The organism is Aurantimonas sp. A2-1-M11 (genome assembly GCF_036549475.1).
In the GTDB taxonomy this organism is placed as follows: Bacteria; Pseudomonadota; Alphaproteobacteria; order Rhizobiales; family Rhizobiaceae; genus Aurantimonas.
Genome location: NZ_JAZHLI010000031.1, coordinates 36,622 through 52,359, shown reverse-complemented (window position 1 = coordinate 52,359; position 15,738 = coordinate 36,622). Strand labels below are relative to the sequence as shown.

The 15,738-nt window shown below is 60.0% G+C and carries 14 protein-coding genes and 3 pseudogenes; 6 read left to right on the top strand and 11 right to left on the bottom strand.

Annotated elements, in window-relative coordinates; translation table 11 throughout:
• Positions 1-113: 113 nt before the first annotated feature.
• Positions 114-312, bottom strand: a pseudogene (locus VQ042_RS14870) (IS5/IS1182 family transposase); the annotation flags it as partial.
• Between the two features lie 237 nt (positions 313-549).
• Positions 550-1,488: a dihydrodipicolinate synthase family protein gene (locus VQ042_RS14865; protein WP_331820617.1), complete on the bottom strand. Its 939-nt coding sequence runs from the start codon at positions 1,486-1,488 to the stop codon at positions 550-552.
• Between the two features lie 102 nt (positions 1,489-1,590).
• On the opposite strand from VQ042_RS14865, the gene VQ042_RS14860 reads away from it, so the two are divergent.
• From VQ042_RS14860 to VQ042_RS14840, 5 genes are read left to right on the top strand one after another with little or no spacing between them, the layout of a single operon-like run.
• A complete protein-coding gene (locus VQ042_RS14860) occupies positions 1,591-2,238 on the top strand; it encodes an RraA family protein (RefSeq protein ID WP_331820615.1) in 648 nt (215 codons plus the stop codon).
• Positions 2,238-2,972 carry a FadR/GntR family transcriptional regulator gene (locus tag VQ042_RS14855; protein WP_331820613.1) on the top strand — a complete coding sequence of 245 codons (735 nt, stop codon included), beginning with the start codon at positions 2,238-2,240 and terminating at the stop codon, positions 2,970-2,972. The genes VQ042_RS14860 and VQ042_RS14855 overlap by 1 nt, the downstream gene beginning before the upstream one ends.
• Positions 2,973-3,000: 28 nt before the next feature.
• A complete protein-coding gene (locus VQ042_RS14850) occupies positions 3,001-3,975 on the top strand; it encodes a tripartite tricarboxylate transporter substrate binding protein (protein WP_331820611.1) in 975 nt (324 codons plus the stop codon).
• 4 nt (positions 3,976-3,979) lie between these two features.
• Positions 3,980-4,456, top strand: a complete 477-nt coding sequence (locus VQ042_RS14845; protein WP_331820609.1) for a tripartite tricarboxylate transporter TctB family protein — start codon at positions 3,980-3,982, stop codon at positions 4,454-4,456.
• Positions 4,453-5,943: a tripartite tricarboxylate transporter permease gene (locus VQ042_RS14840; RefSeq protein ID WP_331820607.1), complete on the top strand. Its 1,491-nt coding sequence runs from the start codon at positions 4,453-4,455 to the stop codon at positions 5,941-5,943. Before VQ042_RS14845 ends, VQ042_RS14840 begins: the two co-directional genes overlap by 4 nt.
• Before the next feature lie 296 nt (positions 5,944-6,239).
• On the opposite strand, the gene VQ042_RS14835 is transcribed toward VQ042_RS14840, so the two are convergent.
• The 8 genes and pseudogenes from VQ042_RS14835 to VQ042_RS14800 all read right to left on the bottom strand — a co-directional run bounded on the left by VQ042_RS14835 (position 6,240) and on the right by VQ042_RS14800 (position 13,974).
• Entirely contained in the window at positions 6,240-6,569 is a 330-nt protein-coding gene (locus tag VQ042_RS14835) for a hypothetical protein (RefSeq protein WP_331820605.1), read from the bottom strand.
• A 191-nt stretch (positions 6,570-6,760) separates the two neighbouring features.
• Positions 6,761-7,180: pseudogene (locus VQ042_RS14830) on the bottom strand (ATP-binding protein); the annotation flags it as partial.
• Positions 7,181-7,342: 162 nt separating this feature from the next.
• Positions 7,343-8,104: pseudogene (locus VQ042_RS14825) on the bottom strand (IS630 family transposase); the annotation flags it as partial.
• A 499-nt stretch (positions 8,105-8,603) separates the two neighbouring features.
• A complete protein-coding gene (locus VQ042_RS14820; protein WP_331820603.1) occupies positions 8,604-9,797 on the bottom strand; it encodes an ABC transporter substrate-binding protein in 1,194 nt (397 codons plus the stop codon).
• Positions 9,794-10,546, bottom strand: coding sequence for an ABC transporter ATP-binding protein (locus VQ042_RS14815; protein WP_331820601.1), 753 nt, complete (start codon positions 10,544-10,546; stop codon positions 9,794-9,796). Before VQ042_RS14815 ends, VQ042_RS14820 begins: the two co-directional genes overlap by 4 nt.
• Before the next feature lie 32 nt (positions 10,547-10,578).
• The gene (locus VQ042_RS14810) at positions 10,579-12,345 is read right to left on the bottom strand and encodes a branched-chain amino acid ABC transporter ATP-binding protein/permease (protein ID WP_331820599.1); all 1,767 of its coding nucleotides are present in this window, start codon (positions 12,343-12,345) and stop codon (positions 10,579-10,581) included.
• Between the two features lie 2 nt (positions 12,346-12,347).
• Entirely contained in the window at positions 12,348-13,214 is an 867-nt protein-coding gene (locus VQ042_RS14805; protein WP_331820597.1) for a branched-chain amino acid ABC transporter permease, read from the bottom strand.
• Positions 13,215-13,251: 37 nt separating this feature from the next.
• Positions 13,252-13,974 carry a cyclase family protein gene (locus VQ042_RS14800; RefSeq protein ID WP_331820595.1) on the bottom strand — a complete coding sequence of 241 codons (723 nt, stop codon included), beginning with the start codon at positions 13,972-13,974 and terminating at the stop codon, positions 13,252-13,254.
• A gap of 256 nt (positions 13,975-14,230) precedes the next feature.
• Here VQ042_RS14800 and VQ042_RS14795 point away from each other — a divergent pair, with 256 nt between their 5' ends.
• Positions 14,231-14,578, top strand: a complete 348-nt coding sequence (locus VQ042_RS14795) for an IS66 family transposase (RefSeq protein WP_442880093.1) — start codon at positions 14,231-14,233, stop codon at positions 14,576-14,578.
• 151 nt (positions 14,579-14,729) lie between these two features.
• Here the strand turns inward: VQ042_RS14795 and VQ042_RS14790 are convergent, their stop codons facing one another.
• Positions 14,730-15,527 carry an IclR family transcriptional regulator gene (locus VQ042_RS14790; protein ID WP_331820593.1) on the bottom strand — a complete coding sequence of 266 codons (798 nt, stop codon included), beginning with the start codon at positions 15,525-15,527 and terminating at the stop codon, positions 14,730-14,732.
• Between the last annotated feature and the right edge of the window lie 211 nt (positions 15,528-15,738).

The window sequence follows — 15,738 nt, the reverse complement described above, 5'->3', positions numbered from 1 at the left end:
CCCGAACCGCGCCGCCACCGCGAGCGCGCCCGAAAAGCATGGGCGACACCGACCCGACAGTGCCGCCAATGTCCAACGGGAATGTCAGGCGCGCCCTGATGCATGATCCGGGCCAGCATCCTGAATTTGAGAACCGGATCGAAGGGCGGCCTGCCGCCCCTGCTGCGATCGCGCCGGGGAACCGCTTTCGCCAGGTCTGCCCGGAATATCTCGAAATCGACCGTAACGGAGAGCTTCTCCAATAGATCGCCATTGGCATGAGAGTTGCGAAAGCCGATCCTCGACGTTCCAAAACCCAATCTGTCCCGCCATCCGACCCCTCCCGAAAGCGCGACCTCAGTGAATCATGTCAGCACGAAATTCGCCAGTTTCCGGAGACGTCCGATCGATCAGTTCGTCCTTCGACAGCCGCTGCAAATCACCGCGTTCTATGCCGCTATGGACTCAGCGATCCGCGCCGTTGGCAAGGGGGTGGGGAATCACCTTTTACTCTTCGAATTGTCGAAAATTCACTCTCCACGCCCGCGGAAATAAGTATTGACCGTACCACTAGCGTAGGAACTGGTCTTCCACCCGAGTAATCATCTGGAAGAGTCGATCCGTTTCCTCTAAGCCGAATGATGTCGGCTGAATCAGCCCGAACCGATCGGTCGTGTCTGTCAAGCCTAAGCGGCGAGCCATGAATTGGCGTCCGTAGCAGAGAAGTACATCAATCGATCTGTTCATAAATACCACGAGCGGAAGGAGCGCTGTTTCGATGGCTTCGGCTTTCTGCCGACTTTCGATTGTTCCTGTGAGCCAAAGACGTTGAATGAGGATTTGCAACTGGAGACAGTCGGGCGCAGGTATCAGCCCATGCGCGCCCGCCCGGAGTAATCGAGTTTGCTCGATGCCGCCATGTCCTCCGAAACTGACCATGCTTTCTGCGGTTGCTGCTATTAGCGGTTCAGCCGTTACGACCGGACCTTCGACTTTCGCAATTGTAATCCTCGGAACTGCGCGATGGAGACGAAGCAGGCCGTCGGTGGAGAATGCGTTCAACAGGTGCTCAGGGTTGTTTTGAACGCCGAGCGAGCAGTCGCAACTTTCTGCAATGTGCGCAAAAAAATCGATGAGTTGCGTCTCCTCCATCCGGTGTCGGAGCGGGGGTTGCAGGATGAGCCAATCCGCTCCAATTCTACGGACCTCATCTGCAAATTTGATCTGTTCATCGATAGTTTCGCCCGTGACCGTTACAGAGTAGGGGAGGCGTTGAGCTAAAAGGTTGCCTACGGTGCGAGCCAAACTTAGCCGCTCAGTAGCTTGGAGGCGGTGTGACTCCGTCACTAGGCCGAGGACTGCGATTCCGTCCGCTCCGACGGCGGTTACATGTTCTACCTGATGCGCCATTGCGGGCTCGTCGAGCGAACCGTCTTTTTTCCAGAAAGCATAGAGCATCGGGTAGATGCCCGATGGCTGTACGGGCGACTTTGTATCGTCGAATTCCATTATCTTGAGTCTCGATCATTCATCAGATGAATCATTGTCAAACGAATATCCATGTGAGAGGGTGTGCGCAACGACAAATCGTAGACATGAACAGGGAGTGCGATGAGCACGCTGACTAAACGCCTTGCGGCCTGCTATTCCGGCGTCATCTACGACGTGATGCGCGATATGGGGGCCACCCCAGGAATTCTCCCATCCGACATTCGCGCGCTGGCACCGGAGATGAAGCTTGCCGGTCCGGTTTTCACGATGCGGGGCAGGCCAGACGCTACGGTGGATGCGCATACGTCTCTGATCGAGTGGACGGGCTTCCTCTCGAAGGCTGCGAAGGATCATGTGGTTGTCTGCCAGCCTCAGGATTCGGTTCGCGCTTTGATGGGAGAGCTATCGGCCGAGACTCTCAAACATCGTGGAGTTCTTGGCTACTTGGTCGATGGCGGGAGCCGTGATGTCAGCTTCATCAAGGAGATCGGTTTTCCGGTCTTCTGCCGATACACGACGCCAATCGACATTGTCGCAAACTGGATCCCGGAAGCGTTCAACGAGCCAATTACGATCGGCAACGTCGTCATCAATCCGGGTGACTTCATCTTAGCTGATCAGGACGGGGCGGTGTTGATACCGGCCGAAATGGCCGAGGCGGTCATCGAGCGCGCCGAGAAGGCCATGGCGACAGAAAACCTCGTTCGTGCGGCGATCCTGCGCGGAGATGATCCACAGAATGCCTATCTTCAATATGGCAAGTTCTGATGATCGCGCATGACGCTTTCCCGGCGGCAGCCACGAATCTTGGCAAGGGAAAGATAGCGACAACAGTCTCCATCCTCGGGGAGCGAATCGTAGCCGGCGACTTTCCGGCCGGAAGGCCGCTGCCAGTTGAAGCCGATCTCGCGCAAACGCTCGATGTGGGCCGGAGCGTTCTGCGGGAGGCAATTAAGGTGCTGTCGAGCAAGGGGATGGTGTCCGCGCGGCCACGATTGGGTACGGTGATTCAGCCGCGGAGCCAGTGGAATCTGTTCGATCATGATGTCCTGCACTGGATGCTGCGGCCTGGACTGGTCGAAGCTGGACTTCTTAAGGACATCCTCGTTGCACGGCGCATCATCGAGCCCGAAGCGGCTCGCCTCGCGGCGGTGAATGCGACGCCTTCAGACAAGGCGGATATCAATGCTGCCTGCCGCCAAATGGCTGACTCAGTGGGTGATCCTGCTGCGTCAGTGCGCGCAGACATTCGCTTCCACACCGCAATTCTGCAGGGCTCGCACAACGCTATCCTGCTCGCGTTTTCCCCCGCTTTGACTGCAATCCTTTCGGCCTTTTTTCAGATCAGCATTCAGAATCCCGACATCTTTCCAGGAAACCTGCAGTCACATGAACTCGTCTCAGCTCGGATCGACGCTGAAGATGCCGACGGAGCACAGGCCGCCATGCTGGCCGTACTCCAATACACAGAAGACGATATAAATCGGCGACTTCAAAACTAGACGTTACAGAAAATAGGAGGAGAAAATAATGACGTACATGAAGACCAAGATTCTCGGAGGAATTTTTCTGGCGCTAATGTCGGGTCCTGCCTTCGCAGAATACCCCGAGCGCCCGATTACCATGCTGGTCGCTTGGTCCGCCGGCGGCGGAACCGATGCAGTAGCGCGAGCCTTGGCGTCTCAAATGGAAGCTGAACTCGGCACGCCGGTGAACGTTGTTAATCGTACGGGCGGTGCCGGGGTAATTGGGCACACGGAAATGGTGAACGCGCGACCGGATGGCTACACGATCGGCTTGGCCAGCGCAGAGCTATCCACATATTACTGGTCCGGGACGGCACCGTTCACCGCCAAAGACGTGACACCGATCGCCCTCGTCAACCTCGACGCATCGTCCTTTAACGTCGCAGCGGACAGTGAATGGGATGATCTCCAGGCAGCCCTTGACGCGATCGCCCAAGCTCCTGCCGGAACGTACAAACTTTCTGGGATGGCCCCCGGAGCCGGCTATCATCTCGCGTTCTCAGGCCTTCTGCATGCTGAAGGTATTGATCCCAACAAGGTCTTGGTCGTTCCGAGCCAAGGAGCGGCACCAGGGTTTCAGGAACTTGCTGCAGGCGGCGTTGAAATTGTTCCGTCGTCCCTGCCCGAAGCCAAGCCGATGATGGATGCCGGCGAGGTGAAGAGCCTTGCGGTTTTAGCCGACCAGCGTCTGGATGCGTTTCCCGATGTTCCGACCGTACAGGAGGCAATCGGTCGTGAATGGGCCGGGGGTACTTGGCGTGCCGTCGTCGCGCCTGCGGCCATACCCGACGATGCGCGGGAAAAGCTTACGAAGGCGGTTGATGCCGCGTGGCATTCGGACGAGTTCCAGAACTTCATGACCGAACGGGGTTTCGGCCTGAATTTCCTCTCAGGCGAAGATTTCCAAACCTATCTTGCTGAGCAACACGTCCAAAACGGTGAGATTATGAAGCTGCTCGGCTTGCGTCACAGAGATTGAACTCATGCTGAAAGTCAGTGATCTGGGTTCGGGGCTGGCTGTGGCCGGCCTCGGTCTGGCTGTGTTCTTGCGGGCCCAGACCTTTCCCTCAGTTGGCGCGTCATCGGTCAGCCCCGCGTTCTATCCTGGGCTGATCGGGGTCGTGTTAATGGGGAGTGGAGCCGGCCTGGCGATAACGGGAGCCAAGCGCGAAGGTGCTTGGTTGTTGCGCGCGATGCCGGTTTGGATGCGGAGACGCGAGAACTTGGTCGCTGTGCTGGCCGTTCCCGCCGCCATTATAGGTTACGGACTTCTCAGTCCCGTGCTCGGCTTCCTCGCAACGGTCTTTCTCGTCACGCTAAGTCTGCTGATCGCGTATCGCGTAAAATTGCTACGCAGCGCCGTAGTCGCTTTCACGCTGTCGGTACTTCTTCACATTGTCTTCGTTGTCGCGATGCGGGTGCCACTCCCCTACGGCTTCGTCGAGAGGCTCTTACCGTGAATTTCGTCGTAGCGATCCAGACTGTTTTCGACCCCCTGACGCTGGCGATCATTCTCGCCGCGTCGGTATTCGGCCTGTTTGTCGGTTCCATGCCGGGGCTGACCGCCACGATGGCGGCGGCACTCCTAGTGCCGCTGACTTTCTACATGGAGCCGGTGCCTGCGGTGGGCGCCATTGTCGCCTGTTCAGCGATGGCAATTTTCGCCGGGGATATTCCGGGTGCTATGCTTCGAATTCCCGGAACTCCGGCCTCCGCCGCCTACGTGAGCGAGGCGTACTTGCTCGGTCGCAAAGGCGAACTGTCGACTGTGCTCAGCGTCAACTTGATTGCCTCGGCCAGCGGAGGGATCTTCGGCACCTTTGTGCTGATCCTGCTGGCACCTCAGCTCGCAAAGGTCGCGTTGCAGTTCTCAAGCTACGAATATTTCTGGCTCGCGCTGATCGGCCTGTCCGCAGCCACGCTCGTTAGTTCCTCGAGCAAGCTCAAAGGGCTGATCGCTCTTTTTCTGGGCCTGTTTCTAGCGACTGTCGGTCTCGACGTCGTTACCGGTATGCCTCGGTATACGTTCGGCACAATCAGCCTGATGGGCGGGGTATCCCTTATTGCAGCACTAATTGGGCTATTTGCCGTCGCGGAGCTTTTCCGGAAGGCCTCGACCATACATGAAAATCTTCCGCCACCGCCGGAGGTTCCCGGAGCAATACTCCGCCGTGGGCTCTCCGCGATATCGCAGTATCGATGGAATGCGGTGCGCGGCAGCACCATCGGTACCTTTCTCGGCATTTTGCCGGGAGCGGGCGCAGATATCGCTGGCTGGATCTCCTATGCAGTCTCAAAACGGTTCTCAAAAACGCCCGAGAAGTTCGGGACGGGGCACATCGAAGGTGTTGTCGACGCAAGCGCGTCCAACAACGCATCGCTGGCCGGAGCATACGTGCCTGCTCTTGTTTTTGGCATCCCTGGCGACTCACTAACAGCAATTGTAATCGGAGTGCTTCTGATCCAAGGTCTGAATCCCGGACCTACTGTTTTTACGCAGAGCGGCGATGTTGTATCTGCTATATTTGCTGTATTTATCCTCGCAAATATAATTCTAATTCCGCTCGGATTGATGGCTATTAAGGTTGCACGACACGTTCTACGTGTGGACCAACGAATACTTCTCCCTGTTATCCTCGTATTTTCGATTGTCGGTGCCTTTGCTGTAAATAACGCGATATTTGATTTATGGATTGTCTTAGTGCTTGGCCTTATGGGGTGGTTGATGGAAGAAAACGACTTCCCGATCGCGCCGATGGTCCTTGGCCTTGTGCTTGGAAAGGTTGTCGAGGAAAGCTTCACCAACTCGATGATCAAATCCGGTGGAGATCCGATATCATTTGTCGACCGCCCGATATCTGGCGCTCTAGCTGTCGCCTTCTTCGCGATTTGGACTGTCCCGCTGTGCGTGACGCTCTGGAAGAGGTTAACGGTAAGCGCGGCTTGAGCCCCATTGGCGTAATTGCCTTCTGTGGTTGCCGCCCGTTGTGCAAGAGGTTTTGGCTCGTCTGGCCGTGTGATCGAGTGCGGACTTCTGTCAGGCCTTTGAGTGGCGGCGCTGTCAGAGGCCGCTGGCCGGTATGGTGACCCGCGGATCGGGTCCAAATCTCACCCAAGAGCTGTGAGGCTCTGGCAATTACCCTGGTTTTCTCGGTCCGGATCTGTTCGATCATGCGCCCATTCGGGGCGTCGCCTTCTCACACCCCCGTCACCGGCGCGCGGTCGCGCTGCATTTCCCTTCGGTCATGCAGCCGCGGCCCGCGCCGGATCCCTGTAATCTTCCTCCTTGGTCAGCATCGCCCAGATCGTAAGCCCACGCGGTGTACCGCCTTCACAGCGTTCGCCGTATCGGTGAAGTCCTAGGAATAATCCTAGGTGTTGCGCGACAACCATCCTGATCACCCTGATTGTCGCGCCGCACTGCTTCGGATTTTCCGCCATGGCCGCCGCGCCAGATGATATTGCCGCTTTGAAGGCCGCCCCGCGGCGGCCGAACGGCGAGCCGATCGGGCGGAAGCCGAAGTGGCCCGCAGAAAGGCGAAGGCCTCGCACGCCGAAGCCCTGATCACGCATCTGACGCTTGTCAACGTCGGAGCAAAACCAAGCCAGCGGGCGGAGTAAAAGCAGGCCACCTGGCCGACAGGTCTATCCTGAGGATCAGGGGTCAGTGATCTCGCCGGTGTTGGGATCCACGGTCTTGGCGGTGGCTTGGTTTTGCTCCGCCCTTGCCGCGGCAGCCCAACGTCGTNGGTCTATCCTGAGGATCAGGGGTCAGTGATCTCGCCGGTGTTGGGATCCACGGTCTTGGCGGTGGCTTGGTTTTGCTCCGCCCTTGCCGCGGCAGCCCAACGTCGTCCGGCGGACTGCCTGAGGCGGTAGCTGTCGCCGTTCATCGTCAGGATATGGACGTGGTGCGTCAGGCGATCGAGCAGCGCGCCGGTGAGCCGCTCCGACCCCAGGACGCTCGTCCAGTCCTCGAACGGCAGGTTCGACGTGACGATGGTGGAACCGCGCTCGTAGCGCTGCGAGAACACCTCGAACAGAAGCTCGGCGCCCGTCGGCGACAGCGGCACGTAGCCGAGCTCGTCGACGATGAGGAGTTGCACCGCCTGAAGATCGCGTTGCTGCTTCAGATGGCGGCGCTCGTCGCGGGCTTCCATGAGCTGGTGAACGGGAGACGCTGCGTATCGACTCGTCGATGATTTATGGTCCGTTATGCGGGTTCTGACACCTATGGAACAGTCACGTCTGGGCGCATCAAACGCGCTTCCGACGAAACAGTCCCACATGGCTCGGCCGGTGAAATCTCTCAATGCCGTGCTCAATGCGCTAATCATGGAGCTGCCGACGAGCTCTCCGGCAGGGATCTCGCGCTCCAGCGCGTTGAGGAAGCGGATGAACTCCTGGTGGCGGTGGCGCTGCATGTTCGTTCCGAACACCGTGCCGTCGAGCACGTTGAGTGCCGCGAACAGGGTGGTCGTGCCGTTACGTTTGTAGTCATGGGTCATGGTCGCGCCGCGCCCCTTTTTTAACGGCAGGCCCGGCTGCGTCCTGTCGAGTGCCTGGATCTGGCTCCTCTCGTCGACGCTGAGCACCACGGCATGCGTCGGAGGAGTGACGTAGAGCCCGACGATGGCGTGGAGCTTCTCGGCGAAGGCGGGATCTCTGGATAGCTTGAAGGCGCGCCAGCGATGCGGCGCGAGGCCGTAAGCCTTCCAGATTTTCTGCACCGTCGCCACCCCGAGCCCGACGGCCTTCGCCATGGCCCGCGCAGTCCAGTGCGTGGCCTCGTGCGGCGGCGGCTCATGTGTCAGGCGCACAAGGTCCACGACCCGGCCATCGCCGATCGGAGCCTTGCCGGGCGGACGCGTCTTGTCCTCGAGTAACCCATCGACGCCGGCCTCGGCGAAGCGGGCCTGCCAGCGCCAGACGGTCGTCTTCGACTTGCCCGTCGCTGTCATGATGGCGTTGGTACCGACACCGTCGGCGGTCAGAAGGACGATCCGCACTCGCCACGCATGCTTCTGCACCGTGTTGCGGTCTGCGACGATGGCTTCCAGACGCCGACGATCGGCGGCGGAGACCGAAATGGTAACTCCTGTGCGCATGCAGCAGATCGCATGCCAGCTACACAGTCGGCCGCGCACTTCGCTACGCCGACGGCTCCGCGCGCGGCCTCCTACACCATCACCGGGCACGGCCTTTCAGCGAGAGATTTGCATACCAGCCGGTAGTTGTGCCCTTTGCTTAGGCACATATCGATCTGGGTTCGCTATGCCAACTGTAGGATTATTGTTCTTCGGGCTGGTCCCGACTGCCACCTCGCTGCTCGGTAGAATTGTCAGGCCGAGATCGGCCTCCACCATCTGTTTGATGGTAGGGACCGAATCCGACCCGTTGAGGGACGTGACGTGCAATCTTTCCTCGCGGCCGCAAGATCGATCGTGCGGCGCAGGCCATGGCGCTGCGTCGGTAGGATCAGGGGGAACTGCAGCGACTCGCCTAGCGTCACGGAAGCTTTCACCGACGGCCACGAAATAAGTGAGCTGTCGAAAGTTCATCGGACACCTCAATTAAGGGCTCGGCGCGGACCGTGCCGATTGGGCGCTAGCCCCGGCTTACCAGCTCCAGCCGCTCGCCGTTCCACACGGTCATAGAATAGTCCTCTGGGCTCAGCGCCTCATGGTCGCTCTTTGAGAACGGATCAGTATAGGTCTTGATTAGACCTTCGTAGGTGCCAAGGCTCTCGAGCGCCTCGAGGACGACCGGCCCATTCGTCTCACCGGCTTTTTGAACCGCCGTTGCGAAGAGGTAAACCGCATCGTAAGTGTTGCCGATGTAGCTGGGGAAGGGGACCTGCGTGGGATCGGTGACGTTGCCGTACTTTTCCTGCAAGCGGTTGAACAGGGCGGTCGCCTTCGGATTTTCGTTGTTCACGAAGGTGAACGTCTGCATGACGTAGACACCATTCGCTAGATCGCCCGCGAGGGATGGGAAGGTTGCGCTTGCCAATCCCCAGGCGCCGACGACCTCCGGCTGATAGCCGATCTTATTGCCGGCCTTCAGAGCGTTCGCCATCTCCATCGTGTTGGTGAAACTCAGGATCACCTCAGTGCCTGCGTTCTTGGCGCGCAGCATTTGCGGGGTGAAGTCGGTATCACCCACTTTCACCTTGTCAACAGACGACGGCTCTAAGCCCATGTCCTTGATTGCGGCTTCCAAGTCCTCGATAGCCGGGACGCCCCAACCGGTGTCCTCGTTCAATATGCCGATCTTCGTGGCGCCGAGCGTGTTTTTGGCGAAGTTAGCCAGGAAGCGGGCAACCTCGCGGTCGTTGGTGGCGACACGGAACATGTAGTTCGGGTCGCGGCCGTTCTCAATGATGCCCACACCGCCCACGGAGGTTCCGAACCAGGGCGTTTTCAGCTCTTCCATCGTGTCAATGACCGCAATGCCGATGAAGCTGCCCTGCGAGCCGATTATTGCGGAACAGCCCTCGCGTTCAATCAGCTCGCGCGCCTGGGTGACACCGCGGGCCAGCTGGTGTTCGTTGTCGCGCGTGACGAGCTCCAGCGGACGGCCGAGGACGCCCCCGGCGGCGTTGATCTCGTCGACGGCAAGCTCTGCGCCACGGGACAGCGATTGTCCGGCCAGCGCGTTCGGGCCAGAGAACGCGGCAGACAAACCAATTCGGATCGGCTCGTTCTGCGCGAAGGCAAAGCGGGGCGCGAGTCCGAGGCCGACGGCTGCGCCGCCACCGATCTTCAGAGCCGTGCGACGGGTCAGAGTTGACTTGGTCATGAGTTCATCCTCAGGTTTGAAGTGGGAGTAGGATCGGGTGCCGAGCGGTGGCCGAGGTAGCCGCTCTTGATGCGTGGATGGGTCATCAACTCGCGCGCGTTACCCTCCAGCACGACGGTGCCGCGCTCGATGAGGTAGGCGCGGTCGGCGGCCTTCAGCGCGAGGTTTGCCATCTGCTCCACGAGGAGGATGGTCATTCCAGCCGCGCGCAGTTCCTCGATGATGTCGAAGATTTGGCGCACGATGAGCGGGGCGAGGCCGAGTGACGGCTCGTCCAGCAACAGGAGGCGGGGACTCGCCATCAGGCCGCGCGACATGGCGAGCATCTGCTGCTGTCCACCGGACAGACCGCCGGCAGGCAGGCGCCGGCGCTCGCGCAGGATGGGAAACCGGTCGAGCTGTTCCTCGACCATGGTGCGTATTGCAGCCTTGCCGCCCGGAGGCGACCGCCTATAGGCGCCAAGCATCAGATTGTCGACCACGCTCTGGTCACCAAACAGGCGGCGGCCCTCGGGCACCATCGTCATTCCGGCTGCGACCATCTTGTGCGCCGGCGAGCCTGTCATTGGCTCGCCGGCGAAATCAACGGTCCCGCCGGCAGGTCTCAGGATACCGCTGATCGCCTTGAGGAACGTGCTCTTGCCGGCGCCATTGCTGCCGATGAGGGCAATTAGCTCACCCTCGCGCACCTCAACGTCGATGCCGCGCACGGCTTCGATCGCGCCATAACGTACCTTGAGGTCCTGCACCTTGAGGAGGGGCGCAGCCACGCTTGTGCCCATCAGTTAATCTCCTCGGTGCCAAGGTAGGCAGCAATCACGGCAGGGTTGTTTTGGATGTCGGCGGGCGTGCCGTCGGCAAGTTTCTCGCCATGCTCCAACACGGTGATGGTGTCGGATATGCCCATCACGAGGTCCATGTGGTGCTCTACCAGAAGCACGGCGATGCCGCGCTGGCCGATGCGCTGGATGAGCGCGTCGAGCTCGCTCACCTCGTTCGGATTGAGGCCTGCGGCCGGCTCGTCCATCACCAAAAGGTGCGGGTCTGACGCCAACGCGCGTGCGATCTCGACGAGGCGCTGGTAGCCGAGCGGCAGAGTATTGGCCTTGACGTGAACGTCGCCAGAGTAGCCGCAGAACTTGAGCAGTGCAAGAGCGCGAGAGTGGCGCTCCCGTTCGGATCGGCGGAGGCGCGGCGTGAGGAGCAGACTGTCGAATGTTGAGTCGCTGGCGCGGTCGGTGAACCCGGTCTGAACGTTCTGCAGCACAGTCATGTCGCCAAAGAGCTGCGCGGTCTGGAACGTTCGACCGATGCCGCGCCGGGCGATCTTGTACGGTGGGACACCACGGGTGTCGGTTTCGCCCATGAGTACGCGGCCGGAGGTGGGACGATAGTAACCGCACAGCACGTTGAGGAGTACAGTCTTGCCGGCACCATTGGGCCCGATCAGCGCGTGCACTTCGCCCGGGCGCACCGTGAAGCTAACGCCCTTGAGGGCTGTCACGCCGCCGAAGGTCATGTGAATGTCTTCAAGCGCGATGGCGACGCCGGCCGGTCGGGTGACACCAGGGCCAAGTTCGGCGGGCGCGGTGTAGCTCTGCACAAGATTCGGCAGCGCGGTCGAGCGGCGGAACATCGTGCCGACAATACCTAACGGCAGCACATAGAGCGAAATTACGATCAGTGCGCCGTAGATGATAAGGCGATAGTCGCTGAAGCCCTGCAGCAGTTCGGGTAGAAAGGTCATTATGGGTGCGCCGACGAGCGGGCCAAGCAGCGTTCCCGCGCCGCCAAAGATGACGCCCGTCAGGAAGGTGATCGATGTGACGAACTCGAAGGCCTCGGGGCTGATGAAGCCATAGAGGAAGGCGAAGAGGTGCCCAGCAAGACCGGTAAAGGCGGCGCTGATGACGAACGCAACGGTCTTCACGTGTTGAGTGGACAGGCCCATTGCTTCGGCAGCGATGGGGTTTTCGCGTACCGCTACGAAGCGGCGGCCCCAAGGAGAGCGGATCAAGTTGCGCATCAGGAGGAGTACAAGGCCCGCCGCCGCGACGATTATGATGAATTGCTGGTCGAGGTAGAGGCGCTGGCCGAAAGCCTCCGGCTTGGGGATGCTGAGGATGCCTTGCGTGCCGCCGGTGAGTTCGGACCACTCCATGATGACGGAATGGACGATGATGCCGAAGGCGATGGTTACCATCGACAGGTAGGGCCCATCGAGCTTGAAGGAGGGGAGGGCAACCAAAAATCCCGCAAGGCCTGCAAGGCCGATCGAAATCGGCATAGACGTCCAGAAGTTGAAGCCTGCTGTCGTCGAAAGAATCGCTCCAGTATAGGCACCGATGGCATAAAATCCAGCGTGACCTAGGGAGACTTGTCCAGTGTAACCTGCGAGAAGGTTCAAGCCTTGTGCGACTATCATAAATATCCCGCAGAAACATAGCATCTGCGTGTAGTAACTGCCAATCACATCAGGAAGAAAGAACGCGATGACCACGGCAGATAAAAGGAAGCCAGGCCATGTGAGAGAATTCAATATTTTCATTCTCAGATGCGCCTCAGTGTGGCGCCGCTGAAAAGGCCGGCGGGCTGCAGGAAGAGGACAAGGATCACGAGGCCGAAGCCGGCGATCTCCTTCGCGGAGGAGCCGAACATGCCGCCGACGAGGTTCTCCATTATGCCGTAGAGGATGCCGGTGATGAGGATCCCAGCCGGATTGCCGAGACCGGCAACGATGGCGACGGCGAAGGCTTTGAGGCCGATGAGAAAGCCCATATGGCTCGAGACGCCGATGAGCGGAGCAAGCAGGATGCCACCGATCGCCGCGAGGACGGAGGAGAGAACGTAGGACAGCGTGACCATGCGGTTCACGTTGATCCCCATTGCGAGCGCCGCCTCGCGATCGAACGCCGTAGCGCGTAGGGCACGGCCAATCATGGTGCCGGAATAGGCAAAGCGCGCTACCACCGCGATGGCGAACACCACCGCCGGGATCAACAGCTCCAGAGGATAGATGCCGGCGCCGAAGATGACGATCGGGTCGACCACCAGCGAGCTCGACATGCCGCGGGGCGACTTTCCGAACACCAGCTGGACGAGGTTTTCGAGTATGATGCCGACGGCGAGCGTCGCCAGAACCCAGCCAACGGAGTTGCGCTGCACGAACGGGCGCACGGCCAGCCGCTCGAGCGCCACTCCGAATAGGGCTAAGATCACCAAAACGCCCATGATGGCGATTGGGATCGGCAATCCCATGTCCTCAGTGAGAAGGAGCAGGGAGACAGCACCCAACATCATCGCAGAACCTTGCGCGAAGTTGAGGCTTTTAGAGGTGATGAACGTGATGTGGTAGCCGAGTGCCACTAGGCTGTAGATGCAGCCTAGTGAAAAGCCGGAGAGCATCAGCTGGAACATGACGCGCCTCGCTCAGACGTGTGTGCGCAGCGGGATGTCATGCATCCTCAAGCAGCGCAACCGCGCGGATGGGGCTTCCGGTTCCGCCAACCAGGGGCAGCGGCAGGCCGATATAGGTGAATGCCTTGCCGACAACTTTGTCGAGATTAGCAAGATTCTCAGTGTTGATTATACCGCGATCACGACAGGCCCGGTGCGCCGGGAAGGAAGGGTTGGCGTCCTTCGGCATGGCCGTGGAACAGTCAATCGATGCGGTCTCGCAGCCGATGTTCTTTACGCCTTGATCGGCGAGCCAGTGGGTGGCGTCGCCGGTGAGGCCGGCAAACTCATGCAGCCAGTTCGGCTGGTCCTGACGGGCGTAGTAATCTTGAAAATACAAGAATGTGCTGCCTGGTTTGACGGTCAGCCCGGTTTTGGCCACGGCCACTTTCAGGTCGTCCACCTCGATGAATGACAATGGAGTGATGTGTGAGACATCGACGCAGATGGCGTCAGCGAAAAACCATTCCAGCTCCATGTCAGCGATGGCGGGCGCGTCGGGCGACGGGGTGAAGTGGCACAGAGCGTCCACATGGGTCCCCACATGCTCGCCGATCAGGAAATCCCTGATTTGGAAGCTGATGTCAGAATGCTTATGGGTGCCCCTCTCGCTCTCGTGGGTCAAGCGGTGCCAGAAGGCTGGCACCTGATTCACGTGCGGATTGGCGACCGGCATCATGTGTGAGATGGGGCGGCTGAGGTCGATAAGGCGGCGTACCATGTCTTTCCTTCAGGTTACGCATCCGATCATGAGCGGATAGCAAACTAGTCGCGTTTCATTCTCCAGAAAAAACTAAATTCTTTATAGAGGCATTGAGATATCAGCTGGCGAACAGTGTCAAGGGTCAAAAAGTGAGCAATCGTGTAACTGCTCACGTGCGTGGCACCGCCGATTCTCCCGGATGTGACGAGGATCGAACTGCAGTGGCGCTCGCTGCGCCTGGCGCAAGCGCTTCCATCGCTACGCCGCCGAGGGCATGCCGCCCGGCACGCCGTTCGGGCCGAATATCCATGCTCTGCTGGCCTACCTGCAGCACAGCCATCACGTCGGCTTCGAGCGGCTGCTCGAGCTGGCCCGCGAGTTGGCGTTCGGCCTGGCGATCTCGCAGGGCGCCATCGCCAACGCACTGCGCCGGCTGGAGACGCCGCTGGAGGCCGAGTGCGCGGCAATCCGCCAGAAGCTGCGCGCTGAGCAGGTTGTCTGGTCGGACGAGACCACGACGCGCACCGACGGCCGCCTGTACTGGCACTGGGTCTTCGTCACGCCCGAGGCGGTGCTGCACGAGATCGCCCCGCGTCGCGCGAGGCGGTGGCCGAAGCGGTGATGGACGGCCACAAGCCCGCTGTCTGGATTTCCAACCGCTACGCCGGCCAGCAGGAGATGGCGACCGCCCATAGTCGCAGCTGCTTCGGAACCCCGTTTAGAGCATCGTGTGCCGGATGGTGCGGGGAACGCTGGCGGACCGTAGGGTTCCCTCAGGCGTCGGGGTTTTGGCCGCCAAGAACGGCATTGATGCGGCGACCGGCGGCGAGGAGCTGCGACACTAAAGTGTGCTCCTCGGCAGTGACAACTGCCTGCATTCCTGGAAGCTGGAGGACCATCTGGACGGTTCCAAAGGAGTCGAACAGCGGCACCGCGAGAGTCATCACCCCGGGGGTATGTTCGGCACGACTGACGCCATAGCCGCGCTTACGCGTCGCGAGGATCTCCTCGCGCAGGGAGTCCTTGTCGACGATAGTGGTGGCTGTGTAGGCAACCGGACACCAGCGGGCCAACTCGGACTCGCGCTCCTCCGCGGACATGTAGGCGAGTCGGACCCGCATCTGGGCCGGTGCGTCCGCGGGAAAACGATGCCCTATTGGGGCGGAGATCATCAGCTCCTGCGCCGCCTCGCTACGGTCAATGGTGACGAAGCTGCCGTCCGCTTCAACCCGCGTCAGCACGCATGGTATGCGCGTCTCGGACGAGAGCGATTCCAGCTCTTGGTGGATTGCTCGAGTCACCGTGCGATGGCTGAAGACCGCGGACACGTCAGTCAGGATGTGCGGTGAGAGAGCGTAGGTGCGCCGTGAAGGATCGTGCACCAACCAGCCCTCACGGGTGAGGCTCTTCAGGATATTGAAACAGTGGCTCTTTGTGATGCCCAATTCACTGGCGATATCCAACAGCGCCGTTCCGTCCGATCCAGCCTTGTTCACAAAGCGGACGATCGAGATGGCTTTCGTGACAGCGGGAACCTTATCGGCGGGCGCCGCAACGGTCGTATCGGACAAGTCTTCCCCGTTTTCCAACGCGCCGATCCTTCAACACATCTCTTCGCCGCCGGTCGGCAGCCACTCGCGAGTTGCGTTGTGCCGCGGTGACGTTGCTCAGCGCAAGGTCGGGCGTGCCGAGGTGTGCGATATCCCCTCGCGAGAGTCATAACGTTTTGGTATTGGTTCGCGCGACAAAAGGTGTTTGTCCTTCGGGCCATGCCTCGCTTAG

What these genes read in the sequence shown, in the direction of transcription:
- VQ042_RS14845 (WP_331820609.1), top strand. Translation starts at nt 3,980, where the DNA reads ATGCTGAAAGTCAGTGATCTGGGTTCGGGGCTGGCTGTGGCCGGCCTC.
- VQ042_RS14805 (WP_331820597.1), bottom strand. Translation starts at nt 13,214, where the DNA reads ATGTTCCAGCTGATGCTCTCCGGCTTTTCACTAGGCTGCATCTACAGC.
- VQ042_RS14810 (WP_331820599.1), bottom strand. Translation starts at nt 12,345, where the DNA reads ATGAAAATATTGAATTCTCTCACATGGCCTGGCTTCCTTTTATCTGCC.
- VQ042_RS14850 (WP_331820611.1), top strand. Translation starts at nt 3,001, where the DNA reads ATGACGTACATGAAGACCAAGATTCTCGGAGGAATTTTTCTGGCGCTA.
- VQ042_RS14835 (WP_331820605.1), bottom strand. Translation starts at nt 6,569, where the DNA reads ATGCGTGATCAGGGCTTCGGCGTGCGAGGCCTTCGCCTTTCTGCGGGC.
- VQ042_RS14800 (WP_331820595.1), bottom strand. Translation starts at nt 13,974, where the DNA reads ATGGTACGCCGCCTTATCGACCTCAGCCGCCCCATCTCACACATGATG.
- VQ042_RS14860 (WP_331820615.1), top strand. Translation starts at nt 1,591, where the DNA reads ATGAGCACGCTGACTAAACGCCTTGCGGCCTGCTATTCCGGCGTCATC.
- VQ042_RS14855 (WP_331820613.1), top strand. Translation starts at nt 2,238, where the DNA reads ATGATCGCGCATGACGCTTTCCCGGCGGCAGCCACGAATCTTGGCAAG.
- VQ042_RS14795 (WP_442880093.1), top strand. Translation starts at nt 14,231, where the DNA reads ATGCCGCCCGGCACGCCGTTCGGGCCGAATATCCATGCTCTGCTGGCC.
- VQ042_RS14865 (WP_331820617.1), bottom strand. Translation starts at nt 1,488, where the DNA reads ATGGAATTCGACGATACAAAGTCGCCCGTACAGCCATCGGGCATCTAC.
- VQ042_RS14820 (WP_331820603.1), bottom strand. Translation starts at nt 9,797, where the DNA reads ATGACCAAGTCAACTCTGACCCGTCGCACGGCTCTGAAGATCGGTGGC.